The following is a 23,737-nucleotide window of genomic DNA, read 5'->3' as shown; positions in this document are numbered from 1 at the left end:
AGAATAGCAATTATGTCGGCAAAAACATAATACAAAGGAGCCAGAATATGTCGCCACGCCTCGCCCAACGCCTGCCTCGTCACCTGCGCCGCGCCACGGCCATCGCCTGCCTGGCGCTGCTGTCCGCGGCCCATGCCGGCGAACTGAAGCTGGCCACCACCACCAGCACCGAGAATTCCGGCCTGCTGAAGTACCTGCTGCCGCGCTTCGAGCAGAAGTCCGGCGTCAATGTGAAGGTGATCGCGGTCGGCTCGGGCAAGGCCATGAAGATGGGCGAGATGGGCGACGTCGACGTGCTGCTGGTCCATGCCCGCAAGATGGAAGACGCCTTCGTCACCGCCGGCTACGGCGTGAACCGGCGCGACGTCATGTACAACGACTTCATCGTGGTCGGCCCGGCCAATGACCCGGCCGGGATCAAGGGTGGCAAGGACGTGCTCGCGGGCCTGCGCAAGGTGGCCGGCAGCGGCAGCAAGTTCATCTCGCGCGGCGACAACTCCGGCACCGACGTGATGGAGAAGGAGTACTGGAAGCAACTGGGCATCGAGCCCAAGGGCCAGCCCTGGTACGTCAGCGCCGGCCTGGGCATGGGCGAGGTGCTCACCATGGCGGCGCAGATGCCGGCCTATACCCTGTCAGACCGGGCCACCTATGGCGCCTATCGCGCCAAGACCGGCCTGGCGATCGCGTTGGAAGGCGATCCGAAGATGTTCAATCCGTACGGGATCATCGCGGTCAACCCGGCCAAGCATCCGGGGACCAACTACACGGACGCGATGAAGCTGGTGGAGTGGATGACGTCGAAGGAAGGGCAAGAGGCCATCGCCAGCTACAAGGTCGAGGGGGAGCAGTTGTTCTTCCCGGACTACAAGGCCAAGTGAGGGGCAAGGGGCTAGCCTCCGGCTGATCGCCCCAGTACCGAGGCAATGAACGCGGATTTTGCAGCCCGGTAGGCGCGCATCTCCGCGCCTTCCTGGGAACGCTTGAGCGCGTTGTATCGCTCGATTAGTGCCGGGTCGGCCAGCAGGCTGTCCCGGAACCGGACGAACACATCCAGCGGCGCCCCGCGCACCACCAGCTGGATTCCGACTGGTGGCCGTACCTCATCGCACTTGAAGGCGGAAAAGCTGTCCGTGCGCACCGAGCCAGTGTTGCGTTCGAACAGCCCCGACAGCGCCAGGTCCGCGGCAGCGAACGCCTCTGGGCCCACCTGGACAGATATGTCGAGATCGCCTTTCGTCAGGCACCCGCTGACCGCCGTGGCGCCCACGTGCTCGATGGCGGCGTCCGGTGGCAGGACCGCGGCAAGCCGGGGCCGCAGGGATCGGAACATGCGCTCCGCGGCCTCCCGCGCAGTAGCAGGCGAGGCGAGCCTTAGTCGATCCGTGGCTCCGTCTTCCACTGCCTCAGCCCGCCTCGGTCTCCAGCCGCGGCAACTGCGGCAGGTCTGTCGCCACCTCCGCGATCATCCGCCGCATCCACATCACATCCGGCGCCGCATGGCAGCGCTCGTGCCAGAGCTGGTAAAAGCGCATGCGCGGGAACGACACCGGCGATGGCACCATCCGGATCGGCAGGTATTGCGCATAGTGCGCCGCAAACTGGCGCCCGGTGGTGAAAACCATATCGGTCTTCATCAGCACATACGGCACCAGCCCGAAATACGGCAACGTCACCTGGATATTGCGCTTGTAGCCCTGCTCGGCCAGCGCCTGGTCGATCATGCTGCGCTGCATCGATGCATAGGGCGCCGGCGCCAGGTGCGGCATCTCCAGGTAGTGCTTGAGCGTCAGCCCCTTGCGCGCCAGCGGGTGCTGCGCGCCGAGCATGCACACCACCTCGTCGTCGAACAGCGGCGAGATATGCAGGTGCTCGGGCGGCGACAGCCAGTTGCCGACCACGATATCCAACTGCCCCTGCTCCAGGTCCTCCAGGAAATCCGACGACGAGGTCATCGGATGCACGAACAGCTTCGCCCCAGGCGCCAGCCGGCGCACACGCTCGACGATATTGGGCAAGAAGAAGGCGTCCAGGTAGTCCGGCGCGCCCAGGTGGAAGGTGCGCGTGGTGGTGGCGGGGTCGAACTGCTGCGGCGGGCGGGCGATGCGGTCCATCGCGGCCAGGCTCTGCTCGGCCAGCGCCAGCAGTTCGCGGCCGCGCTCAGTCGGCACCATGCCGTTTTTGCCCCGCACCAAAATGGCGTCGCCGGTGATCTCGCGCAGCCGCTTCAGCGTGTTGCTGATGGCGGGCTGCGACTGGCCCAGGCGTACGGCGGTACGGGTGACGCTCTGCTCGGTCAGCAGGGTGTGCAGCACCCGCAGCAAATAAGTATCGAGATGGTCGCGTCCGTGCATGGCGATGGCGGCCCTCCGGCGGGGGCCAGATGGGTGGCGTGGGGGATGGGAACGGCGCATAGTGTATGACACGCACCCCACAATCGGTCAAATTGCACCCGGCTGGCAGCGCTGGCTCCGTGCGGAGGGGCACCGACCGGCGTGCCTGCTGATGGCGCATATCACCTGGGCCGAATATTGCATGAAAGGCCGGGGTGCTATGTTTCCGCCATCACCAAAAGAGAGAAGACCATGGAGACGCAAACCATCCGCTTTTTCCATCGCGGCCAGGTCAAGGAAGTATCCGACGCCCCCATTACCCGCACCGTGCTGCAGTACCTGCGTGAGGACGCGCGCTGCACCGGCACCAAGGAAGGCTGCGCCGAAGGCGACTGCGGCGCCTGCACCGTCGTGATCGGCGAGTTGCAGGACGGCGGCGACATCGAATTCAAGGCGGTCAACTCCTGCATCCAGTTCCTGCCCACGCTCGACGGCAAGGCCCTGATCACGGTCGAAGACCTGCGCCAGGCCGATGGCACGCTGCACCCGGTGCAGGAAGCCATGGTCGAATGCCACGGATCGCAATGCGGATTCTGCACCCCGGGTTTCGTGATGTCGCTGTGGGCGCTGTACCAGCAGCACACGCCCGGCGGCGAATCCCCTTCGCGCCAGACCATCTGCGACGCGCTGACCGGCAACCTGTGCCGCTGCACCGGCTATCGCCCGATCATCGACGCCGGCGAGCGCATGATGGCCCTGCCCGCCCCAGCGGCCGACAAGCTCGACCCGAAGCAGATCGCCGAGACGCTGCGCAACCTGAAGCGCGGCGAGACCTTCCGCTACCGCGCGCAAGGGCAAGAGTTCTTTGCTCCGCGCACCGCGGCCGAGTTCGGCACGATCAAGGCGGCGCAGCCCGATATCCGCATCCTGGCCGGCAGCACCGACGTCGGCCTGTGGGTGACCAAGCAGTTCCGCGAGCTGGGCAACCTGCTCTACGTGGGCCAGGTGGAAGACCTTAACCAGATCGGGGAACGCGACGGCATGATCGAGATCGGCGCCGCCGTGACGCTAGAGAAAGCCTATGCCGCGCTGAACGCCTCCCACCCCGAGCTGGAAGAAATGTGGAAGCGCTTTGCCTCGCTGCCGATCCGCAATGCCGGCACGCTGGGCGGCAATATCGCCAACGGTTCGCCCATCGGCGACTCGATGCCGGCGCTGATCGCGCTGGGCACGGAAGTGGTGCTGCAACACGGCGAAACCCGCCGCACAATGCCGCTCGAAGACCTGTACCTGGCCTACCAGAAGACCGCGATGCAGCCGGGCGAATTCGTCGCCGCGCTGCGCGTGCCGGTGGCGGGCCCGCAGCACTTCCGCACCTACAAGCTGTCCAAACGTTTTGACGAGGATATTTCCGCCGTGTGCGCCGCATTCGGCATCACCGTGCAGGACGGCATCGTCAGCGAGGCGCGCATCGCCTTCGGCGGCATGGCCGCCACGCCCAAGCGCGCCGCCGCCACGGAAGCGGCCCTGACCGGCCAGCCGTGGAACGAAGCCACTGCCCGCGCCGGCATGGCCGCGCTGGCGCAGGACTACACGCCGCTGTCCGACATGCGCGCGACCGCGTCGTACCGCAGCCGCGGCGCCGCCAACCTGCTGTACCGCTTCTGGCTGGAAACCAGCAATGAAGCGCTGCCTGCGGCAGCTGTCAACGTCCGCGCTCCTGGCGCCGGCGCCATTGCCATCGTCACGGCCTGAGCCAGAGAAAAAGGAAAGCATCGGCATGAACAAGCAAACCGAACCCTTCCTGCTCGACGCCAGCGTCGCCGCCGAACCGGTTCCGCAGGTCGGCATCTCGCGTCCGCATGAATCCGCCCACCTGCACGTGGCCGGCACCGCCACCTACACGGATGACATCCCCGAGCTGGCCGGCACGCTGCACGCCGCGCTCGGCATGAGCACCCGCGCGCACGCCCGCATCCAGTCGATCTCCCTCGACAAGGTGCGCGCCGCGCCCGGCGTGGTCGCCGTGCTGACGGTGGACGACATCCCCGGCAGCAACGACTGCGGCCCGATCATCCACGATGATCCGATCCTGGCGCGCGGCGTGGTGCAGTTTATCGGCCAGCCGGTCTTTATCGTGGTGGCGAGCTCGCATGATGCGGCCCGCCGCGCGGCGCGACTGGGCGTGATCGAGTATGAGGACCTGCCGCCGGTGCTGTCGCCGGAGGCCGCGCACCAGGCCGGCAGCTATGTGCTGCCGCCGATGCACCTGAAGCGTGGCGAAGCCGCCGCGCATATCGCAAGCGCCGCCCACCAGGACAGCGGCAAGATCCGCCTGGGCGGCCAGGAACAGTTCTACCTGGAAGGCCAGATCTCCTACGCCGCGCCGCGCGAGAACGACGGCATGCACGTGTGGTGCTCGACCCAGCACCCGACCGAAATGCAGCACGCGGTCTCGCACATGCTGGGCTGGCATGCGCACCAGGTGCTGGTCGAGTGCCGCCGCATGGGCGGCGGCTTCGGCGGCAAGGAGTCGCAGTCGGCGCTGTTCGCCTGCTGCGCCGCGCTGGCTGCCTGGAAGCTGATGTGCCCGGTCAAGCTGCGCCCGGACCGCGACGACGACATGATGATCACCGGCAAGCGCCATGACTTCTTGTTCGACTATGAAGTCGGCCACGACGATGAAGGCCGCATCGAGGGCGTCAAGGTCGAGATGGTGTCGCGCGCCGGTTTTTCCGCCGACCTGTCGGGTCCGGTGATGACCCGCGCCATCTGCCACTTCGACAACGCCTACTGGCTGCCGAACGTGCAGATCGACGGCTACTGCGGCAAGACCAACACGCAGAGCAACACCGCCTTCCGCGGCTTCGGCGGCCCGCAAGGCGCGTTCGCGGTCGAGTACATCCTGGACAACGTGGCCCGCAACGTCGGCAAGGATTCGCTCGACGTGCGCCGCGCCAACTTCTACGGCAAGACGGAGAACAACGTCACGCCTTATGGCCAGACCGTGGAAGACAACGTCATCCACGAACTGATCGACGAACTGGTGGCGACCAGCGAATACCGCGCCCGCCGCGAGGCCACGCGCGCGTTCAACGCGCAGAGCCCGATCCTGAAGAAGGGCATCGCCATCACCCCGGTGAAGTTCGGCATCTCGTTCAACGTGGCGCACTTCAACCAGGCCGGCGCGCTGGTACACGTCTACAACGACGGCTCGGTGCTGGTGAACCACGGCGGCACCGAGATGGGCCAGGGCCTGAATACCAAGGTGGCGATGGTGGTGGCACACGAACTCGGCATCCGCATGGAGCGCGTGCGCGTGACCGCGACCGATACCAGCAAGGTGGCCAACACCTCGGCCACCGCCGCATCGACCGGCGCGGACCTGAACGGCAAGGCCGCGCAGGACGCCGCGCGCCAGATTCGCGAGCGCCTGGCGGCGTTTGCGGCGCGCAAGGCCGGCGTGGAACCGTCGGAAGTGCGCTTCAACGATGACCTGGTCTGCGCGGGCGAACTGCGCCTGTCGTTCGGCGACCTGGCGCGCGAGGCCTATGTGTCGCGCGTGCAGCTGTGGTCCGACGGCTTCTACACCACGCCCAAGCTGCACTGGGACCAGAGCAAGCTGCACGGCCGCCCGTTCTACTACTACGCCTACGGCGCCGCCTGCTCCGAGGTGCTGGTGGATACGCTGACCGGCGAATGGAAGCTGCTGCGCGCCGACGCGCTGCACGACGCCGGCCGCTCGCTGAACCCGGCGATCGACATCGGCCAGGTGGAGGGCGCGTTTATCCAGGGCATGGGCTGGCTGACCACCGAGGAACTGTGGTGGAACAAGGACGGCAAGCTGATGACGCACGCACCGTCCACGTACAAGATTCCCACGGTCAACGACTGCCCCGAGGAATTCAACGTGCGCCTGTACCAGAACCAGAACGTCGAGGACAGCATCCACCGCTCCAAGGCGGTGGGCGAGCCGCCGCTGCTGCTGCCGTTCTCGGTGTTCTTCGCGATCCGCGACGCGATTGCCGCGGTGGGCGACTACCGCATCAACCCGCCGCTGCAGGCACCCGCCACCAGCGAGGCGATCCTTGACGCGGTGGAAGCCGTGCGCGAGGCCGCGGCACAGGCAACCGAATCAGCAGCCGAATCAGCAACCGAAGCGACGGCCTGATCGATGGCAAGGAAGCGCGCGCCTGCGGGCGCCCCGGACTTTCCCCCCTCGTCTGCGTCGACAGGCGAGGGGCCGGCGGAAGAAGCAGGCGCGCGCCACCTCTGACACAAGCAATACCAAGCACCTCCACAAGGCCCCCGACATGCAGGACGCACCGCTCAAACCCTTCCGCTTCGCCGACGCCGCCCGCATGGTGCGCACCGGCGTGCCGGTAGCGATGGTCACCATCGTCGAGGTCAAGGGCTCCGCGCCGCGCGAGCCCGGCATCCGCATGCTGGTCAGCGCCGACGACCTGGTCGGCACCATCGGCGGCGGCCACCTGGAGTGGCGCGGCATGGATATCGCGCGCGCGATGCTGGTGCGCGGTGAAGCGCGCCGTATCGAGCGCATTCCCCTCGGTCCGGCGCTCGGCCAATGTTGCGGCGGCGTGGTGCAACTGGCGTTCGAGGTGCTGGGCGAAGCCGACCTGGGCTGGCTCGACGCAATCGAGCGCAATTTCGCCGCTGGCAAGTCGCTTCAGCGGCACGTGCCAGCCAGCGGGCCCGTGGCGCAGGCGGACAGCAAAGCCGTCATCCCCGGCGTCGTGCTGCACGCCGACGGCAGCTGGATCGACACGCTGGTGCCCGACGCCATGCACGTGGTGCTGTTCGGCGCGGGCCATGTCGGCCATGCGCTGGTCAAGGTGCTGGCCACGCTGCCATGCCGCGTGCACTGGGTCGACGAGCGCGACACGCTGTTCCCCGGCGGCCTGCCCGACAACGTCGAGGCCGAGGCCAGCGACACGCCCGAGGCCGTGGTCGCGCAGGCACCCGCGGGCAGCTATTTCCTGGTCATGACGCACAGCCATGCGCTCGACCAGACCCTGTGCGAAGAAATCCTGAAGCGCACCGATTTCGCCTACTTCGGGCTGATTGGTTCCAAGACCAAGCGCGCGCGCTTCGAACACCGCATGGCCGAGCACGGCATCGACCCGGCCCGGTTTGCGGAAATGACATGCCCCATGGGGGTTCCCGGGATCATCGACAAGGCTCCGGCTATGATTGCGGTAGCCATCGTCGCCCAGCTGCTCCAGGTCCGCGAACAGCGCCTCGCCGCGCTGCGTGCCGGCCGCCCGGAGGCGGTGCATCCCTGAACCCGTGCCGCCGGCCCGCCGGAAGGTACAGAAAAGCCCAGAACCGAGGCCCCCATGACCATCGATGCCGCGCTCGCGGACAAGATCCGCCGCACTCCCAAGGCCGAACTGCATGTGCATATCGAAGGCACGCTCGAGCCGGAACTGATCTTCCGGCTGGCCCAGCGCAACCAGGTCGCGCTGCCCTACCCGAGCGTCGAGGCACTGCGCGCCGCCTACGCCTTCACCGACCTGCAGTCGTTCCTGGATATCTACTACGCCGGCGCCAGCGTGCTGTTGACCGAGGAAGATTTCTTCGACATGACCATGGACTACGTCAAGCGCGCCGTCGCCGACAACGTCCGTCACGCCGAGATCTTCTTCGATCCGCAGACCCATACCGCGCGCGGCGTGCCGATCGGCGTGGTGATCGACGGCATCGCCGATGCCCTGGCGCAGGCGCGCACTGAGTATGACTTCTCCAGCAGCCTGATCCTGTGCTTCCTGCGCCATCTGTCGGAGGAAGACGCCTTTGCCACGCTGGACGCCGCGCTGCCCTACCGCGACCGTTTCGTCGGCGTCGGCCTGGATTCGTCAGAGCAGGGCAACCCGCCCGAGAAATTCGCGCGCGTGTTCGCAAAAGCGCGTGAGCTGGACCTGAACCTGGTGGCCCACGCGGGCGAGGAAGGCCCGGCGCAGTATGTCACCGACGCGCTCGATATCCTCAAGGTACAGCGCATCGACCACGGCGTGCATGCCATCGACGATCCGGCGCTGGTCGAACGCCTGGCGCGCGAGCGGGTGGCGCTGACTGTGTGCCCGCTGTCGAACGTCAAGCTAAAGGTCTACCCAGACCTGCGCGACCACCCGCTCAAGCGCATGCTCGATGCGGGCGTGTTGATCACGCTGCACTCGGACGACCCGGCTTATTTCGGCGGCTATATGAACGCCAACTGGGAAGCCACCTTCGATGCGCTGCCGCTGGACGCGGCCGATGCCCACAAGCTCGCGCGCAACAGCTTTGAAGCGGCCTTCCTGCCTGCCATGCAGAAGGCCGAGTACCTGGCGGAAGTCGACCATTTCTGGTCGAGCCCGCCCAACTCCCCGCCCGCCACGGCCCCCGCGGCCTGAGCGTCGGCGCATGCCAATAGTCCGGCCTGCAGCGCATTGCGCGCAGGCCGGCCAGAAGAGACAAACCATGACGACCACCCCCAAGACCCCTTCCCTGACCCGCGCCATCCGCGGCCGCGTGCTGCATTTCCTGCGCGACCCGCAGTTCCATGAGGATGCGTATCAGTATTGGGACGACGGGGTGCTGATCGTCACGGCCGGGCGCATCGCCGCCGCCGGCGACTACACCGAGCTGGCCGCGCGCATCCCGGCCGACGCCGAGATCGTCGACCACCGCGGCAAGCTGATCGTGCCCGGCTTTATCGATACCCACGTGCACTACCCGCAGACCGACATGATCGCGTCGCCATCGCCGGGCCTGCTGCACTGGCTCGAGACCTACACCTTCCCCGAAGAGCGCCGCTTTGCCGATCCCGACTACGCGCGCGGCGTGGCCGGCTTCTTCACCGAAGAACTGCTGCGCAACGGCACCACCAGCGCGGTGGTCTGGAGCACGGTGCACAAGGCCTCGGCCGAGGCGCTGTTTGCCGAGAGCGAGGCGCGCAACCTGCGCATGGTCACTGGCAAGGTGATGATGGACCGCAACTGCCCCGAGTTCCTGCGCGACACCGCCGAGAGCGGTGCGCAGGATTCCGCCGACCTGATGTCGCGCTGGCATAACAAGGGGCGCCTCGGCTACGCCATCACGCCGCGCTTCGCGCCGACCTCGACCGAAGCGCAACTCGCCGCCTGCGGCGAGCTGGCACGCGCCTACCCCGACGCCTTTATCCAGACCCACGTCGCCGAGAACCGCGACGAGGTCAAATGGGTCGCCGAGCTGTTCCCGGATGCGCGCAGCTACCTCGACGTCTACGACCACTACGGCCTGCTACGCCCGGGTGCGATGTACGGTCACGCCATCTACCTGGACCAGGACGACCGCCGCCGCCTGGCCGACAGCGGCGCCGCGGTGGCGCACTGCCCCACCTCGAACCTGTTCCTCGGCAGCGGCTTCTACGACTTCCACCAGTCCGACGCCAACCGCCTGAACGTGACACTGGCCACCGACGTGGGCGGCGGCACCTCATTCTCGATGTTCCGCACCATGAACGCGGCGCACAAGGTGGCGCGCATGGGCGGCTACTACCTGACCGCGCTGCGCATGTTCTACCTGGCCACGCGCGCGGCCGCCGAGGCACTGGGCTGGACCGACCGCGTCGGCAGCTTCAGCGAAGGCTGCGAGGCCGACTTCATCGTGCTGGACCCCAAGGCCACGCCGCTGATCGCCCGCCGCAGCAACCGCTCCGAAACGCTGGAAGAAGAACTTTTCGCCTTCGCGATGCTGGGCGATGACCGCGTGATCGACAACGTCTATGTGATGGGCGAAGCTGCCCACGTGCCGGCCGCCTGATCCGTCACATCTCGCCTGCAAGCGCCCGCCGCCACGCGGCGGGCGTGCGTTTACCGCTTCCTGCGTCCCACCGGCTTGACGCCCGTCAAGATCATTCCCGGCAAAGCCTTCTAACCTTTGCGGTCTGCCGCGCCCGATCCGCATCGGCTGCGCGCCGACGCCAATCCGACCGCAACCAGAAGGTTCCGCATGACCGCATTCCAATCCGCGCATCCCGAGCATGCCCCCCATGCCGCCCATGCCAAACGCGCCGCACCCGACGGCGCGCCCCTCCCGGAGCCGATCGCACCGGACGCACCGCTGCCCTCGCGCAAGATCATCCGCGGCTGGCTGATTCCGCTCGGCCAGCGCAGCACGCCGCGCGCGCTGGCGCTGTTCGCCTTCGACTACCTGCTGTTCGCCGCCGTGCTGGCCGGCGTGGTGCTGGCCCAGCACGGGGCCGCCAAGCTCGCGCTGGGCGTGCTGGCGGGCCTGGTGATCGCACGCCTGTTTATCATCGGCCACGATGCCTGCCACCAGAGCCTGACGCCGCGCCGCGGCCTGAACAAATGGCTGGGCCGGCTGACCTTCCTGCCGTCGCTGACGCCCTACAGCCTGTGGGAAGTCGGCCATAACGTGGTGCACCACGGCTACACCAACCTGAAAGGCTTCGACTTCGTCTGGGCGCCCTACTCGCTGGAAGAATTCAACGCGCTGCCGCGCTGGCGCCGCGTGATGGAGCGCATCTACCGCACCGGCTTCGGCCCGGGCCTGTACTACCTGGTCGAGATCTGGTGGTGCAAGCTGTTCTTCCCGAGCAAGCGCCAGATGGCCACGCGCCGCCCGATCTTCCTGGGCGACTGCGCGCTGGTGGCGGCCTTCGGGCTGGCGTGGATCGGCGCGCTGGTCGGGCTGGCGTTCGCCACCAGCCAGTCGGCGTGGATGCTGGTCGGCGCCGGTTTCGTGCTGCCGTTCCTGGTGTGGAACATCACCGTCGGCTTCGTGCTCTACGTGCACCACACCCACACCAGCGTGGCGTGGTACGACACCAAGGCGATGTGGGCCAAGGCGCAGCCGTTTGTCTCGACCACCGTGCACCTGCGCTTCCGCCACGGCATCGGCGCCGCGTTGCACCACATCATGGAACACACCGCCCACCACGTCGACATGAGCGTGCCGCTGTACCGCCTCAAGCGCGCCCAGGCGCTGCTGGAACACGCGCTGCCGGGCCGCATCATCATCGAGAATTTCTCGTGGCGCTGGTACTTCGACACCGCACGCCGCTGCAAGCTGTATGACTTCAAGGCGCTGTGCTGGACCGATTTCCGCGGCCGCCAGACCAGCGGAAACGCGCCCGTACCGGCCTGAACGGCCACACCTTTGCCCTGTCGGCGGTGGACGATCGCCGCCGCCGCCGCTATAATCTCAGCTTCCATTGGGGAGTAGCCGCCCTGCTCTCACCGCGCCGCGCAATGCGGACATCGGGGGACAGGGGCGTACGTCAACAGACTTGACCGCTTGCGGTTATGGCGTGCGCAGCTCTGGACCCGCCGGCCTTGTTGTGATTGGCCCGGCAGCGTCCATGCCTGGCGAGACCGATGACCATACCTTTCTGGCCGGGCCGGGAAAGGTGTGCGTCATTGGCATCTCGCGATGCATTGCGGCCCGGTTATCCCACATAACAACATGGAAGCCTTCCTCGTCTCCACAGGCATCGTCGCCCTTGCTGAAATGGGCGACAAGACGCAATTGCTGTCGCTGGTGCTGGCCGCGCGCTATCGCAAGCCCGTCCCGATCATCCTCGGCATCCTGATCGCCACGCTGGTCAACCACGGCTTTGCCGGTGCGCTCGGCGGCTGGATCACGCATGTGATCGGCGAAAGCCTGCTGCGCTGGATCCTCGGCCTGGGCTTTATCGCGATGGGCGCGTGGATGCTGATTCCCGACAAGCTGGATGATGCCGAGCAGGCGAAGCCGGTGAAAGGCGCCATCGGCATCCTGGGCACCACCATCGTCGCGTTCTTCTTTGCCGAAATGGGCGACAAGACGCAGATCGCCACCGTGGCACTGGCAGCGCGCTTCAGCGACGCCGTGGTTCCGGTGGTGGCGGGTACGACGCTCGGCATGATGATCGCCAATGCGCCGGCTGTGCTGCTGGGCGACAAGTTTGCCAACAAGATGCCAATCGGGCTGGTGCACAAGATTGCGGCGGCGATCTTTGTGGTGCTGGGGGTGTTGGCGTTGCTGAATATCGGGGGGTGAGTCTCGGCACAGGCTGGCCGCAGGCCTGACTTCGGCCCCGCAGCGACAGCCTCCGATACACCAAACAAAAAAACGGGGCACAAGGCCCCGTTCAAACCCTCGCCGGTCCGGTACTGACGGCTGCCGACTGCGCAGCCCTCCGGACCGTCGATCACCGATGCTCGGATTTCGCGAGCCGGCTCGCCGAGCCGGCCCCAATACGCTCAGATCAGACTCAGTTGGTGGTCTTGGCACCGCCCTCGAACCACTGCCCCAGCAGCGCGCGCTCGTCGTCGGTGATCTGCGTCACGTTGCCCAGCGGCATCGCCTTCTGCTGCACCGCCTGCTGGTAGATCAGCTGCGCGTGGGTCTTGATGTCCTCTGCAGTTTCGAGCTTGATGCCCTTGGCCGCGGTCGGCATCATCTTCGGCTGCTCGGCGTGGCACTGCACGCAGCGGGCGTTCATCACTTCTTGCACCTTGGCAAAGCTGACGGCGGCCACGGCAGCTTCGCCGCCTGCGCCCTTGGCCACGGTCGGGCGGGGCTGCGGCGCGATGATCACCGCCACCACGGCCAGCGCGGCAACGCCGGCGGCGGGCCACAGGACGTTGATCTTGCCCTTGTGCTTCAGGATGAAGAACTGGCGGATCAGCACGCCCGACAGCATGATCAGGATCAGCACCACCCAGTTGTACTTGTGCGCGTAGGTCATGCTGTAGTGGTTCGACAGCATCGCGAACAGCACCGGCAGCGTGAAGTAGGTGTTGTGCACGCTGCGCTGCTTGCCGCGCTTGCCGTGGATCGGGTCCACCGGCTGGCCGGCCTTCAGTGCCGCCACCACCTTGCGCTGCCCCGGAATGATCCACGCGAGCACGTTGGCGCTCATGATCGTGGCGACCATCGCGCCGGTCAGCAGGAACGCCGCGCGGCCCGAGAAGATATGACAGGCCACATAGGCAGCGGCAGCGATGTAGAGCGCCACCAGGATGCCGACGAGGCGGTCGTTCTTGCCGAACAGACGGCAGATGCCGTCATAGACGATCCAGCCGATCAGCAGGTACGACACCGCAAAGCCGACCGCCGCGCCGGGCGACATGTCGAACACGTTCTTGTCGATCAGGTACGTGCTGGCGTTGAACAGGTACAGCACCACCAGCAGCGCGAAGCCGCTCATCCAGGTCGAATACGACTCCCAGTAGAACCAGTGCAGGTTCTCCGGCAACGCCTTGGGTGCGGTCAGGTACTTCTGCGGGTTGTAGAAGCCGCCGCCGTGCACGGCCCACAGTTCGCCGTCGACGCCCTTGTCCTTCAGGTCAGGCGCCGTGGGCTTGGTCAGGCTGTTGTCCAGCCACACGAAATAGAACGAAGAGCCGATCCATGCGATGGCGGTGATGACGTGCACCCACCGCAGCAGCATATTGGCCCAGTCGAGGATATAGCCTTCCATGTCTTGTCTCCTGTTTCCCTATGCCACCGCTTCAGCTGCCGCGGTAGGTCGAATACGACCAGGGCGATACCAGGAGTGGCACGTGGTAGTGCGCGTTGACGTCGGCAATGCCGAAGCGCAGGGGCACCACGTCCAGGAAGGCGGGCTCGGGCAACTTTACGCCTTGCGCGCGGAAGTAATCGCCGGCAGCGAATTCCAGCTCATACACGCCGACGGCAAAGTCGGCGCCTTCCAGCAACGGCTGGTCGCAGCGGCCATCGTGGTTGGTGACCACGGTCTTCAGGGTTTCGCGGCGATTGTCGACAATTTTATGGAGAGTAATCGACATGCCTTGTCCGGGCGTCCCGGCAGCGGTGTCGAGAACGTGGGTGGTCAAGCGTCCCATCGTATTTATCCTTTTGCGATTGGGTTGTGAGGGGCGCCGCTGCCTTCACTAGCACCATTCGTGGGAATGGTGCCCGCTCGGTACGTCTGGTAACGCATCCCGGCGCTGGGTTGGTGCGTGGCGACAATGCGCCTGCACCCACCCGGTTGGCAATTCAGGGATTACCCTGAGTTGTCGAAAACCTGACTCGGTTTTGTTGACAATTCTGGGGCCCCAACCAAATAATTGTCAACAATTTTTGGATCACCGTACCCTGATACCCGGGATTCACGGTGCCCTGACTGACTGCTGGTGCCACGATGTCCAAGAGCCTGAAGCTGATTGCCGGTGTTGCCGATGTTGCCGCTACCGAGCCGACCGAGATCAACCCCGCCAAGCCGGGCAAGCCCGCCCGCAAAGGCTCGGTCGAAGAGCGCATGTACCACGAGATCTACGACGCGATCATGGAGCACCGGCTGCCGCCGCGCACCAAGCTCACCGAGCATTCGCTTTGCGAAATCTATGCCACCGCGCGGCACACCGTGCGCAAGGTGCTGTCGCATCTCGCGGCCGATGGCATGGTCGATCTCGAACCCAACCGCGGCGCCTTTATCGCCAGCCCCTCCACCGACGAGGCGCACGACATGTTCGAGCTGCGCCAGATGCTGGAGCGTGCGGTGCTGGACAAGCTCGCCGCCATGCCCGACGTCAAGACCGTGATCGCGCCGCTGCGCAAGATGGTGGCCAGCGAGCGCCAGGCCTTTCTCACGCATGACCGCCCCAAATGGATCCGCCTGTCCGCCGAGTTCCACACGGCGCTGGCGGAACTGTCCGGCAACGCCCTGCTGGTCAACATGATGCGCCGGCTGGTATCGCGCACCACGCTGATGATCGCCAGCGTGGAAGCCCCGGGCAACAACGCCTGCTCGTTCGACGAACACGAGGAAATCCTCGACGCCCTGGAACAGGGCGATGCCGCGCTGGCCCAGTCGCGCATGGCGCACCACCTTGGCGCCTGTGCGGACCGCGTGCAACCAGACGAGCCGGGCAGCTTCGATCTTCGCAGCGTACTAGGCCGCTCCACCTAGCACGGTGTTCCCGCCACCGCTCCCAAAAGCAAGGCCACGCCTGACCGCAAACAGCACCGGCTACCACAGAGTGCTGAGACGACAGGCCTACATGCGTCCGGTGATCACCCAGGACCAACGGCCAGGACAGTGGCGTTCCCATCAAACCAAAGGAGAGGAGACGCACCAATGAATTCAGCAAGCACCACGGTCCCCACGGACCTCACCAACGAGCGTTTGCCTTCAGGGCGCCTGCTCGCGCTCGGTTTGCAGCACGTTCTGGTGATGTACGCCGGCACGGTTGCCGTGCCCCTGATCGTGGGAGGCGCGCTCAAGCTGCCCAAGGACCAGCTGGCGTTCCTGATCAATGCCGACCTGTTCGCGGCCGGCCTCGCCACGTTGATCCAGGCCTTCGGTTTCTGGAAATTCGGCATCCGCCTCCCCGTAATGATGGGGGTGACCTTTGCCTCGGTGGCACCGATGATCGCCATCGGCACCGATCCCAATGTCGGCCTGCTCGGCATCTACGGCGCCGTGATCGCGTCGGGGATCTTCGGCATCCTGATCGCGCCGATGATGGGACGCATGCTCGGGCTGTTCCCGCCGGTGGTGACCGGCACGGTGATCACGCTGATCGGCGTGTCGCTGATGCGCGTGGGCATCAACTGGGCGGCCGGCGGCCAGCCCACCACGCGCGCGGTGATCGACGGCGTGGCCAAGGAAGTGCCCAACCTCGCCTACGGGGACCTGACCAACCTCGGCATCGCCGGGCTGACGCTGCTGATCATCCTGCTGCTGACCAAGTACGGCCGCGGCCTGGTGGCCAACTGCGCGGTGCTGCTCGGCATCATCGCCGGCACGCTGGTGGCGATGGCGCTGGGCAAGGTCTCGTTCGAGGGCCTGGATGAAGCCAGCTTTGTCGCCGTCATCACGCCGCTGCACTTCGGCATGCCGACCTTCGAGCTGACCGCGATCCTGTCGATGTGCATCGTCATGCTGATCACGCTGGTGGAATCGACCGGCATGTTCCTGGCGCTGTCGGACATCACCGGCAAGAAGCTGAGCAACGAAGACCTGACCCGCGGCCTGCGCGCCGACGGCCTGGGCACGGTGATCGGCGGTGTCTTCAACACCTTCCCCTACACCTCGTTCTCGCAGAACGTGGGCCTGGTGACCGTGACCGGCGTGCGCTCGCGCTACGTGGCCGCTGCCGGCGGCATCATCCTGATCGCCTTCGGCCTGTTTCCCAAGATGGCCCACGTGGTGGCCTCGGTGCCGCAGTTCGTGCTGGGCGGCGCCGGCATCGTGATGTTCGGCATGGTGGCCGCCACCGGCATCCGCATCCTGGGTTCGTGCGATTTCAACCGCAACCGCCACAACCTGTTCATCGTCGCGATCTCGATCGGCGCCGGCATGATCCCGACGCTGGCACCGACGTTCTTCCAGTACCTGCCAAAGTGGACGGGGCCGTTCACCCACAGCGGCATCGTGCTGGGCACGATCGTGGCCGTGGCACTGAACCTGTTCTACAACGGCATCCAGTCGCGCGAAGAGGCAATGCGCAACGCCGCCGCCAATTCGCACGGCACCGAGTAACTGAAGTAGCCGGGCGCGGCCGCGCCCGGACATGACTGGCACGTTGATTGCGTATTTTGCGGCACTTGCGGGCGCCGCGGCGTGCCGGCCGGTCTCCTGAAGCAAGCAACGACACATGACAAAAGAGAACTATCCACGCGATCTCATCGGCTACGGCGCGCAGCCGCCCCATGCCCGCTGGCCGGGCGGCGCGCGCGTCGCGCTGCAGTTCGTGCTCAACTACGAAGAAGGCGGCGAGAACTGCGTGCTGCACGGCGACGCGGCCTCTGAACAGTTCCTCTCAGAGATCGTAGGCGCCGCGGCCTACCCCGACCGCCACATGAGCATGGAGGGCATCTACGAATACGGCTCGCGCGCGGGCGTCTGGCGCATCCTGCGCGAGTTCGAGAAGCGCTGCCTGCCGCTGACGATCTTTGGGGTGTCGATGGCACTGCAGCGCCATCCCGAGCTGACGCGCGCCTTCGTCGAACTCGGCCACGAGATCGCCTGCCACGGCTGGCGCTGGATTCACTACCAAGGCATCGACGAAGCCACCGAGCGCGAGCATATGCGCATCGGCATGCAGATCATCAAGGAGCTGACCGGCGAGATGCCGCTGGGCTGGTACACCGGCCGCGACAGCCCCAATACGCGCCGCCTGGTGGTCGAGCATGGCGGCCTGCTGTACGACTCCGACTACTACGGCGACGACCTGCCCTTCTGGACCGAGGTGGAAGTCACCGGCGGCGAGAAGAAGCCGCACCTGGTGGTGCCGTACACGCTGGACTCGAACGACATGCGCTTTGCCACGCCGCAGGGCTTCAACACCGGCGAGCAGTTCTTCCAGTACCTGAAGGACGCGTTCGACGTGCTGTACGACGAAGGCGATCCCAACGGGCTGGACAGCCCGAAGATGCTGTCGATCGGCATGCACTGCCGCCTGCTCGGCCGCCCGGGCCGATTCCGCGCGCTGCAGCGCTTCCTCGACTATGTGCAGGGACACGACAAGGTGTGGATCTGCCGCCGTGTCGATATCGCCCGCCACTGGACAGAAACCCATCCCTACACTCCCCGGAAGCAAGCATGAGCCAGACCCATACCATCGCCCAACTGAACCTCATGCCGGTCGCGGAATTCGTGCAGGTGCTGGGCGGCATTTACGAACATTCGCCCTGGTTTGCCGAGGCCGCGGCCGCGCAGCGCCCCTTTGCCGACGCTGCCGCGCTGGCGCAGGCGCTGCGCCAGGCCGTCGATGAAGCCGGCGAAGCCGCGCAGCTCAAGCTGGTGCGCGCCCACCCCGAGCTGGCCGGCAAGGCCGCGGTGCGCGGCGAGCTGACCGCCGAGTCCACGCGCGAGCAGAGCGGCGCCGGCCTGAACCTGTGCACGCCCGAGGAATTCGACCGCCTGCAGTCGCTTAACGCCGCCTACAACCAGAAGTTCGGCTTTCCGTTCATCCTGGCCGTGCGCGGCCACGACCGTCACGGGATCATCGCGGAGTTCGCGCGCCGCCTCGAAAACTCGCCGCAAGACGAGTTGCAAACGTGCATCAACCAGATCCATCGCATTGCTCAGTTTCGGCTTGACGACTTAGTATCCGCCTGAGAAAAAAGCGTCGCCTGCATAACAAAAACGCTGTACCCCGATGCCGCCGGTATCCCACACCGAGCCCAAGCCAGGCGGCACAAATAAAAAAGCAAAACAACACGATAAGAACCCGACAGGGACCCAGTACACAACGTTCCAAGCAGGATCGAAACCACGGAGGTCTTAACATGCAGAAGCAGTACAAGCCGGCATTGAAGCTGGCGGCAGCAGCGGCTACCCTTCTTTCCGGCGCGGCCATGGCCCAGTCGAGCGTCACGCTCTACGGCCAGGCCGACATGTTCATCGGCGGCGTCAAGAGCCCGGGCTCGGGCGAGCGCGCATGGGTCGCCAATTCTGGCGGGATGCAGACGTCTTACTGGGGCATCAAGGGGGCCGAAGACCTGGGCGGCGGCACCAAGGCCATCTTCGACCTGAACGGCTTCTTCCGCACCGACAGCGGCAACAGCGGCCGCTTCAACGGCGACTCGATGTTCAGCCGCAATGCCTTTGTCGGCCTGCAGAACGACAAGGCCGGCACCATCAAGCTCGGCCGCAACACCACGCCGTACTTCGTGTCGACCATCCTGTTCAACCCGCTGATCGACTCCTATGTGTTCTCGCCGGCGATCTTCCACACCTACTTCGGCGCGGTCAGCGGCAACGTGGCCGATCCGGGCATCATCGGCGATTCGGGCTGGAACAACTCGGTGCTGTACTCCACGCCGAACTTCGGCGGCCTGACCGCCAACTTCATCTACGCGTTCGGCGAGCAGGCAGGTGCTGCGGGCAAGAACAAGTGGGGCGGCAACCTGATGTACTTCAACGGGCCGTTCGCGGCAACCGTTGCCTACCAGCAGGTCCGCTTCAGCGAGGTGCCGACCGACCTGGCCAGCCTCGGCTTCTCGCGCCAGGACGCCGCCCAGGTCGGCCTGTCGTATGACTTCAACGTGGTCAAGCTGTTCGCCCAGGGCCAGTACATCAAGACGCGCGCCACCACGGCCGTTGATGGCGACATCAAGCACATCAACGGCCAGTTCGGCGCGTCGGTGCCGATCGGCGCCGGCAGCCTGCTGGCATCGTACGCTTACGACAAGACCGACAACTCGCTGGGCGACTTCAAGCGCAACACCTTCGCCATCGCCTACGATTACAACCTGTCCAAGCGCACCGACGTGTACGCCGCCTACTACTACGACAAGATCACCGGCATCGAGCACGGCGACACCTTCGGCGTGGGTGTGCGCCACAAGTTCTGATGACGTAATCGTCTCACCGGTAGTACTCGGCCCGCCTCTCCGGCGGGCTTTTTCATTGCCGCGCTCACGTCACTTCTTGTCGAAAATCGCCCCTTCGATGCTGCACCGCGCCATCCCATGCTACGGCGCACACCAGATCGAAAACTGAAGATTCATAGGGGGATTCAATTGGAAGCGCCTCCGGACGCTTCCTAGATTGGTGATCCGGACCCTCAAAACTACAGCGAGAGAGGTGACTCATGCGGCGCTACGCAAAGACCCGATCCGAACTGATGGCCATCCTGAACCAGTGCCTCGACAACAACCCCGAGTGCGGCGAATGCGAGCTGCACGCGGTGCGAATGCACCAGCCTGACCATACCGGATGCAACTGGAGCGCCGAGGTCGATTTCCCGCAGGAAGCCGTCGATAACCTTGGCCCGCAGCTTGCCGCGGCCAAGTCGATCATCGTAGTAATGCGCGAGCAGTACAACGTGCTGCAATAGCAACGGCGGCACACGCCCGCGCCGTGCGAATGCGGCGGGGCACCATCAAGCAAAAAGCCGGGTCATCGACCCGGCTTTTTGCATCTGGCTTGCCGCGCTTTCAGCGCATCAGCGCACCGCGCCGCTCTCCGCCACTGCCACTGCCGTCATGTTGACGATACGGCGCGTGGTCGCCTGCGGGTTCAGGATGTGCACCGGCTTGGCCGCGCCCAGCAGGATCGGACCCACGGTCACGCCCTGCCCGCCCGTAATCTTGAGCAGGTTGAAGGCGATATTGGCGGCGTCCAGCGTCGGCATCACCAGCAGGTTGGCGCTGCCGGCCAGCTTGGTCGACGGCAGGAAGTGGCGGCGCACGTCTTCGTCCAGTGCGGCGTCACCCTGCATCTCGCCTTCCACTTCCAGGTGCGGTGCCACCTTGGCCAGGATCGCCGCAGCCTCGCGCATCTTGCGCGCCGACGGACGGGTCGAGGAACCGAACATCGAATGCGACATCAACGCGGCCTTGGGAACCAGGCCGAATCGCGCGATTTCCTCGGCGGCTAGTTGCGCGATCGCGGCCAGTTCCTCGGCGGAGGGATCGTCATTGACGAAGGTGTCAGTGATAAACAGCGTGTGCTTCTCCAGCATCAGCGCGTTCATCGCGGCGAAGACCTTGGCGCCCGGCGCCAGGCCGATCACGTCACGCACGTGCTCGAGGTGCGCCTCGAAGCGGCCGACCGTGCCGCATAGCAGCGCATCGGCATCGCCCATGTGCATCAGCATCGTGCCGATCAGCGTGTTGGAGCGGCGCAGCGCCACCTTGGCCATGTCCGGCGTCACGCCGTCGCGACCGCGCAGCGCGTGGTAGGCCTCGTGGTAAGCGCGGTAGCGCGGGTCTTCCTCCGGATTGACCAGATCGAAGTCCACCCCGGCCTTGAGGCGCAGGCCGGCCTTCTCGATGCGCATCTGGATCACGTGCGGACGACCGATCAGGGTCGGACGGGCCAGCCCTTCGTCCACTACGGTCTGCACCGCGCGCAGCACGCGTTCTTCCTCGCCCTCGGCGTAGGCCACGCGCTTGGGCGCGGCCTTGGCGGCGGAGAACACCGGCTTCATGATCAGGCCGGTGTGATAGACATAGGTGGTGAGCTGCTGGCGATACGCTTCGAGATCCTGGATCGGGCGCGTGGCCACGCCGGACTCTTCCGCGGCCTTGGCCACCGCCGGCGCGATCTTCTCGATCAGGCGCTGGTCGAACGGCGTCGGGATGATGTAGTCCGGGCCGAACTTCAGCTCACGGCCACCGTAGGCGGCGGCGACGGCGTCGTTCAGCTCGGCCTCGGCCAGCTCGGCGATCGCCTTGACGCAGGCCAGCTTCATCGCTTCCGTGATCTTGGTCGCGCCGCAGTCCAGCGCGCCGCGGAAGATGTACGGGAAGCACAGCACGTTGTTGACCTGGTTCGGGTAGTCCGAACGGCCGGTGGCGATGATGCAGTCCGGACGCGCGGCCTTGGCCACTTCCGGGCGGATTTCCGGCTCGGGGTTGGCCAGTGCCAGGATGATGGGCTTGTCGGCCATGGTCTTGACCATCTCGGCGGTCAGCACGCCGGCGGTCGAGCAGCCCAGGAAGACGTCGGCGCCCTTGACGATGTCGGCCAGCGTACGGGCCGAGGTGTTCTGGGCGTAGCGCGCCTTGTTGGCTTCCATGTTGGCGTCGCGGCCAACGTAGATCACGCCCTTGGAATCGACCACCGAGACGTTCTCGCGCTTCACGCCGAGGCTCACCATGGTGTCCAGGCAGGCGATGGCCGCGGCGCCGGCGCCCGACACCGCCAGCTTGACCTTGGCGATATCCTTGCCGACCACCTTCAGGCCGTTGAGCAGCGCCGCGGCCGAGATGATCGCGGTGCCGTGCTGGTCATCGTGGAAGACGGGGATGTTCATGCGCTCGCGCAGCTTCTGCTCGATGTAGAAGCATTCCGGCGCCTTGATGTCTTCCAGGTTCACGCCGCCCAGCGTGGGCTCCAGCGCGGCCACGATCTCGACGATCTTGTCCGGGTCGCGCGCGTCGAGCTCGATATCGAACACGTCGATGCCGGCGAACTTCTTGAACAGGCAGCCCTTGCCCTCCATCACCGGCTTGCCGGCCAGCGGACCGATATCGCCCAGGCCCAGCACGGCGGTGCCGTTGGTCACCACCGCCACCAGGTTGGCGCGCGAGGTGTACTCCGCGGCGGTGGCGGGATCCTTGGCGATCTCCTCGCAGGCATACGCCACGCCCGGCGAGTAGGCCAGCGACAGGTCGCGCTGGTTGGACAGCGCCTTGGTCGCGGTTACCTGGATCTTTCCCTTGGTGGGACTGCGGTGGTATTCCAGCGCAGCGAGGCGCAATTGCGCTTCAGGACTGTTCGGGGCATGTTGCGGTGCATCACCGCTGGTCTTGCTGCTCATTGGCTCGTCCGGAAAATGGCCCCGCACCGGAAGCGTCCCTCTCCCGCCATGGTTCGTATCAGCCGCGATCAGATCGAAGGCCGGCAGCGAAGAAAACATCTTGGCAGCGAAACTGACGATTCCGGCAACAAGGCCGGAAAAATCGAGCACTTATTCTAGCCCACGGATCAGCACAAAGTGCCACCAGAGCCAGTCTGGAAGCCGTTTTTTGGGCGGAATGTTCTAGTTAAACTGCTTTTACCAATCGGTATGCAATGAACGTGCAGGGGCATGCCCCTGCACGCATTTGCACGCACTGTCTTCGTGACACTGAAGTTGGCAGAAAAAGCTGCCCTAATTGGCGTTCTTCTCGACCTCAAGGGTCACGCGGCGCGGCCGGCCGCTTTCCGCCGGGAAGTCGGTAAAGGCGCTGCGGATCAGGTAAGGCATGGCCGCCGGCAGGGTGCCGTTCTCGGCGTGGTTCTGCGCGGTCACCTGGTAGACCCGCTTGCCGGTGGCAGCCTCGATGAAATAGACACGCAGGCTGGAGAACGTCACCGGCACGTCCCGCACCACCGTCTGCGGCGGCCAGTAGCCCGGCCCCCAGGGTCCGTACGGACCCCACGGGCCCCAGGGGCGGTAGTAACCGTACGGACCCCAGTACGGGCCCCATGGGCCGTAATCCGGGTAGACGGTCTCAGCCACGCGCACGAGGCCGGGCGCGGCGTCATAGTCCATGCTGACACGGTAGCGCGCCTGATTCGCCGGCACCTGCTCGAAGCCGACGCCGGACAGTGCCGTGGCCAGCCAGGCCTCGTAAGTCTGCCGGTCCAGCTGTGCCGCCTGTCCCGGGGCGTGCTCGAAGCTGTAGGTGCGCGGCGCCTCGTTCTGCCAGCCGGCCTGGCGGAATGCCGTGACATCGGTCACCACCGTGCTGGCGCAGCCCGACAGCAACAGCGCCGCCAGCAATGCCATCGACCCACAGAGCCGGTACAGCCCTGGACCCATTCCGTTTTGCTTGCCACTGCCGACACCGCCTGCGCGCTGCCCCATAGTCCTACCTCACTTTCCACTCGAAACCCACGTGTCTCTGAGACCACGCCGCGGCGCCGGAATTCCCGGCGGGCCCTCGCCACGCAACCCGGTGGCCGGCGATGCGGCTGACAACCATGCCCCGTCGACCCCTTGGCTACA

Annotated in this window: 20 protein-coding genes and 1 riboswitch; of the genes, 14 read left to right on the top strand and 6 right to left on the bottom strand. The window is 65.8% G+C overall.

Annotation, left to right across the window (positions count from 1 at the left end):
• Positions 1-47: 47 nt before the first annotated feature.
• Complete coding sequence (locus tag ABNX08_RS04820; protein WP_022534031.1) at positions 48-881, top strand: extracellular solute-binding protein; 834 nt, start codon at positions 48-50, stop codon at positions 879-881.
• A gap of 11 nt (positions 882-892) precedes the next feature.
• Here the strand turns inward: ABNX08_RS04820 and ABNX08_RS04815 are convergent, their stop codons facing one another.
• Entirely contained in the window at positions 893-1,333 is a 441-nt protein-coding gene (locus ABNX08_RS04815) for a GrpB family protein (protein WP_349609496.1), read from the bottom strand.
• Between the two features lie 73 nt (positions 1,334-1,406).
• Entirely contained in the window at positions 1,407-2,354 is a 948-nt protein-coding gene (locus ABNX08_RS04810; protein ID WP_022534029.1) for a LysR substrate-binding domain-containing protein, read from the bottom strand.
• Positions 2,355-2,585: 231 nt separating this feature from the next.
• Here ABNX08_RS04810 and xdhA point away from each other — a divergent pair, with 231 nt between their 5' ends.
• The 7 genes from xdhA (at position 2,586) to ABNX08_RS04775 (ending at position 12,377) form a co-directional block, all read left to right on the top strand.
• The gene (xdhA, locus tag ABNX08_RS04805; protein WP_022534028.1) at positions 2,586-4,088 is read left to right on the top strand and encodes a xanthine dehydrogenase small subunit; all 1,503 of its coding nucleotides are present in this window, start codon (positions 2,586-2,588) and stop codon (positions 4,086-4,088) included.
• A 25-nt stretch (positions 4,089-4,113) separates the two neighbouring features.
• Entirely contained in the window at positions 4,114-6,504 is a 2,391-nt protein-coding gene (gene xdhB, locus ABNX08_RS04800) for a xanthine dehydrogenase molybdopterin binding subunit (RefSeq protein WP_349609498.1), read from the top strand.
• Between the two features lie 142 nt (positions 6,505-6,646).
• On the top strand, positions 6,647-7,636 hold the full coding sequence (gene xdhC / locus ABNX08_RS04795; protein WP_022534026.1) for a xanthine dehydrogenase accessory protein XdhC: 990 nt from the start codon (positions 6,647-6,649) through the stop codon (positions 7,634-7,636).
• Between the two features lie 54 nt (positions 7,637-7,690).
• Positions 7,691-8,746, top strand: coding sequence for an adenosine deaminase (locus tag ABNX08_RS04790; RefSeq protein ID WP_349609500.1), 1,056 nt, complete (start codon positions 7,691-7,693; stop codon positions 8,744-8,746).
• 67 nt (positions 8,747-8,813) lie between these two features.
• Complete coding sequence (gene guaD, locus ABNX08_RS04785; protein ID WP_022534024.1) at positions 8,814-10,136, top strand: guanine deaminase; 1,323 nt, start codon at positions 8,814-8,816, stop codon at positions 10,134-10,136.
• A gap of 189 nt (positions 10,137-10,325) precedes the next feature.
• Positions 10,326-11,483, top strand: a complete 1,158-nt coding sequence (locus ABNX08_RS04780; RefSeq protein ID WP_349609502.1) for a fatty acid desaturase — start codon at positions 10,326-10,328, stop codon at positions 11,481-11,483.
• A gap of 57 nt (positions 11,484-11,540) precedes the next feature.
• Positions 11,541-11,696: riboswitch (yybP-ykoY riboswitch) on the top strand.
• 105 nt (positions 11,697-11,801) lie between these two features.
• The gene (locus ABNX08_RS04775) at positions 11,802-12,377 is read left to right on the top strand and encodes a TMEM165/GDT1 family protein (protein ID WP_349609504.1); all 576 of its coding nucleotides are present in this window, start codon (positions 11,802-11,804) and stop codon (positions 12,375-12,377) included.
• 214 nt (positions 12,378-12,591) lie between these two features.
• Here the strand turns inward: ABNX08_RS04775 and ABNX08_RS04770 are convergent, their stop codons facing one another.
• Together ABNX08_RS04770 and uraH are read right to left on the bottom strand one after the other, a co-directional pair.
• Positions 12,592-13,803, bottom strand: a complete 1,212-nt coding sequence (locus ABNX08_RS04770) for a urate hydroxylase PuuD (protein ID WP_349609506.1) — start codon at positions 13,801-13,803, stop codon at positions 12,592-12,594.
• 31 nt (positions 13,804-13,834) lie between these two features.
• On the bottom strand, positions 13,835-14,188 hold the full coding sequence (gene uraH, locus ABNX08_RS04765) for a hydroxyisourate hydrolase (RefSeq protein WP_022534020.1): 354 nt from the start codon (positions 14,186-14,188) through the stop codon (positions 13,835-13,837).
• Positions 14,189-14,487: 299 nt separating this feature from the next.
• Here uraH and ABNX08_RS04760 point away from each other — a divergent pair, with 299 nt between their 5' ends.
• The 6 genes from ABNX08_RS04760 (at position 14,488) to ABNX08_RS04735 (ending at position 20,134) form a co-directional block, all read left to right on the top strand.
• Positions 14,488-15,255, top strand: a complete 768-nt coding sequence (locus tag ABNX08_RS04760; RefSeq protein WP_022534019.1) for a GntR family transcriptional regulator — start codon at positions 14,488-14,490, stop codon at positions 15,253-15,255.
• Between the two features lie 168 nt (positions 15,256-15,423).
• Positions 15,424-16,830 (top strand): nucleobase:cation symporter-2 family protein, encoded by a 1,407-nt coding sequence (locus ABNX08_RS04755; RefSeq protein WP_022534018.1) that lies wholly within the window; start codon positions 15,424-15,426, stop codon positions 16,828-16,830.
• A 115-nt stretch (positions 16,831-16,945) separates the two neighbouring features.
• Complete coding sequence (gene puuE, locus ABNX08_RS04750) at positions 16,946-17,896, top strand: allantoinase PuuE (RefSeq protein ID WP_349609509.1); 951 nt, start codon at positions 16,946-16,948, stop codon at positions 17,894-17,896.
• On the top strand, positions 17,893-18,411 hold the full coding sequence (uraD, locus tag ABNX08_RS04745) for a 2-oxo-4-hydroxy-4-carboxy-5-ureidoimidazoline decarboxylase (RefSeq protein WP_022534016.1): 519 nt from the start codon (positions 17,893-17,895) through the stop codon (positions 18,409-18,411). Before puuE ends, uraD begins: the two co-directional genes overlap by 4 nt.
• 170 nt (positions 18,412-18,581) lie before the next feature.
• Complete coding sequence (locus ABNX08_RS04740) at positions 18,582-19,649, top strand: porin (protein ID WP_022534015.1); 1,068 nt, start codon at positions 18,582-18,584, stop codon at positions 19,647-19,649.
• Between the two features lie 239 nt (positions 19,650-19,888).
• The gene (locus ABNX08_RS04735; RefSeq protein WP_022534014.1) at positions 19,889-20,134 is read left to right on the top strand and encodes a hypothetical protein; all 246 of its coding nucleotides are present in this window, start codon (positions 19,889-19,891) and stop codon (positions 20,132-20,134) included.
• Between the two features lie 108 nt (positions 20,135-20,242).
• Here the strand turns inward: ABNX08_RS04735 and ABNX08_RS04730 are convergent, their stop codons facing one another.
• Both ABNX08_RS04730 and ABNX08_RS04725 read right to left on the bottom strand, forming a co-directional pair.
• The gene (locus tag ABNX08_RS04730) at positions 20,243-22,564 is read right to left on the bottom strand and encodes an NADP-dependent malic enzyme (RefSeq protein ID WP_022534013.1); all 2,322 of its coding nucleotides are present in this window, start codon (positions 22,562-22,564) and stop codon (positions 20,243-20,245) included.
• A 333-nt stretch (positions 22,565-22,897) separates the two neighbouring features.
• Positions 22,898-23,518 carry a DUF4136 domain-containing protein gene (locus tag ABNX08_RS04725; RefSeq protein WP_041680965.1) on the bottom strand — a complete coding sequence of 207 codons (621 nt, stop codon included), beginning with the start codon at positions 23,516-23,518 and terminating at the stop codon, positions 22,898-22,900.
• Between the last annotated feature and the right edge of the window lie 219 nt (positions 23,519-23,737).

It is taken from the genome of Cupriavidus sp. DF5525 (assembly GCF_040149425.2).
Lineage (GTDB): Bacteria > Pseudomonadota > Gammaproteobacteria > Burkholderiales > Burkholderiaceae > Cupriavidus > Cupriavidus pickettii_A.
The sequence above is the reverse complement of the archived record's forward strand: the minus strand, read 5'-3'. Positions and strand labels throughout refer to the sequence as shown.

What these genes read in the sequence shown, in the direction of transcription:
- xdhA (WP_022534028.1), top strand. Translation starts at nt 2,586, where the DNA reads ATGGAGACGCAAACCATCCGCTTTTTCCATCGCGGCCAGGTCAAGGAA.
- puuE (WP_349609509.1), top strand. Translation starts at nt 16,946, where the DNA reads ATGACAAAAGAGAACTATCCACGCGATCTCATCGGCTACGGCGCGCAG.
- uraD (WP_022534016.1), top strand. Translation starts at nt 17,893, where the DNA reads ATGAGCCAGACCCATACCATCGCCCAACTGAACCTCATGCCGGTCGCG.
- ABNX08_RS04740 (WP_022534015.1), top strand. Translation starts at nt 18,582, where the DNA reads ATGCAGAAGCAGTACAAGCCGGCATTGAAGCTGGCGGCAGCAGCGGCT.
- guaD (WP_022534024.1), top strand. Translation starts at nt 8,814, where the DNA reads ATGACGACCACCCCCAAGACCCCTTCCCTGACCCGCGCCATCCGCGGC.
- ABNX08_RS04730 (WP_022534013.1), bottom strand. Translation starts at nt 22,564, where the DNA reads ATGAGCAGCAAGACCAGCGGTGATGCACCGCAACATGCCCCGAACAGT.
- ABNX08_RS04755 (WP_022534018.1), top strand. Translation starts at nt 15,424, where the DNA reads ATGAATTCAGCAAGCACCACGGTCCCCACGGACCTCACCAACGAGCGT.
- ABNX08_RS04775 (WP_349609504.1), top strand. Translation starts at nt 11,802, where the DNA reads ATGGAAGCCTTCCTCGTCTCCACAGGCATCGTCGCCCTTGCTGAAATG.
- ABNX08_RS04780 (WP_349609502.1), top strand. Translation starts at nt 10,326, where the DNA reads ATGACCGCATTCCAATCCGCGCATCCCGAGCATGCCCCCCATGCCGCC.
- uraH (WP_022534020.1), bottom strand. Translation starts at nt 14,188, where the DNA reads ATGGGACGCTTGACCACCCACGTTCTCGACACCGCTGCCGGGACGCCC.
- ABNX08_RS04815 (WP_349609496.1), bottom strand. Translation starts at nt 1,333, where the DNA reads ATGTTCCGATCCCTGCGGCCCCGGCTTGCCGCGGTCCTGCCACCGGAC.
- ABNX08_RS04790 (WP_349609500.1), top strand. Translation starts at nt 7,691, where the DNA reads ATGACCATCGATGCCGCGCTCGCGGACAAGATCCGCCGCACTCCCAAG.
- ABNX08_RS04760 (WP_022534019.1), top strand. Translation starts at nt 14,488, where the DNA reads ATGTCCAAGAGCCTGAAGCTGATTGCCGGTGTTGCCGATGTTGCCGCT.
- xdhC (WP_022534026.1), top strand. Translation starts at nt 6,647, where the DNA reads ATGCAGGACGCACCGCTCAAACCCTTCCGCTTCGCCGACGCCGCCCGC.
- ABNX08_RS04770 (WP_349609506.1), bottom strand. Translation starts at nt 13,803, where the DNA reads ATGGAAGGCTATATCCTCGACTGGGCCAATATGCTGCTGCGGTGGGTG.
- ABNX08_RS04810 (WP_022534029.1), bottom strand. Translation starts at nt 2,354, where the DNA reads ATGCACGGACGCGACCATCTCGATACTTATTTGCTGCGGGTGCTGCAC.
- ABNX08_RS04735 (WP_022534014.1), top strand. Translation starts at nt 19,889, where the DNA reads ATGCGGCGCTACGCAAAGACCCGATCCGAACTGATGGCCATCCTGAAC.
- ABNX08_RS04725 (WP_041680965.1), bottom strand. Translation starts at nt 23,518, where the DNA reads ATGGCATTGCTGGCGGCGCTGTTGCTGTCGGGCTGCGCCAGCACGGTG.
- xdhB (WP_349609498.1), top strand. Translation starts at nt 4,114, where the DNA reads ATGAACAAGCAAACCGAACCCTTCCTGCTCGACGCCAGCGTCGCCGCC.
- ABNX08_RS04820 (WP_022534031.1), top strand. Translation starts at nt 48, where the DNA reads ATGTCGCCACGCCTCGCCCAACGCCTGCCTCGTCACCTGCGCCGCGCC.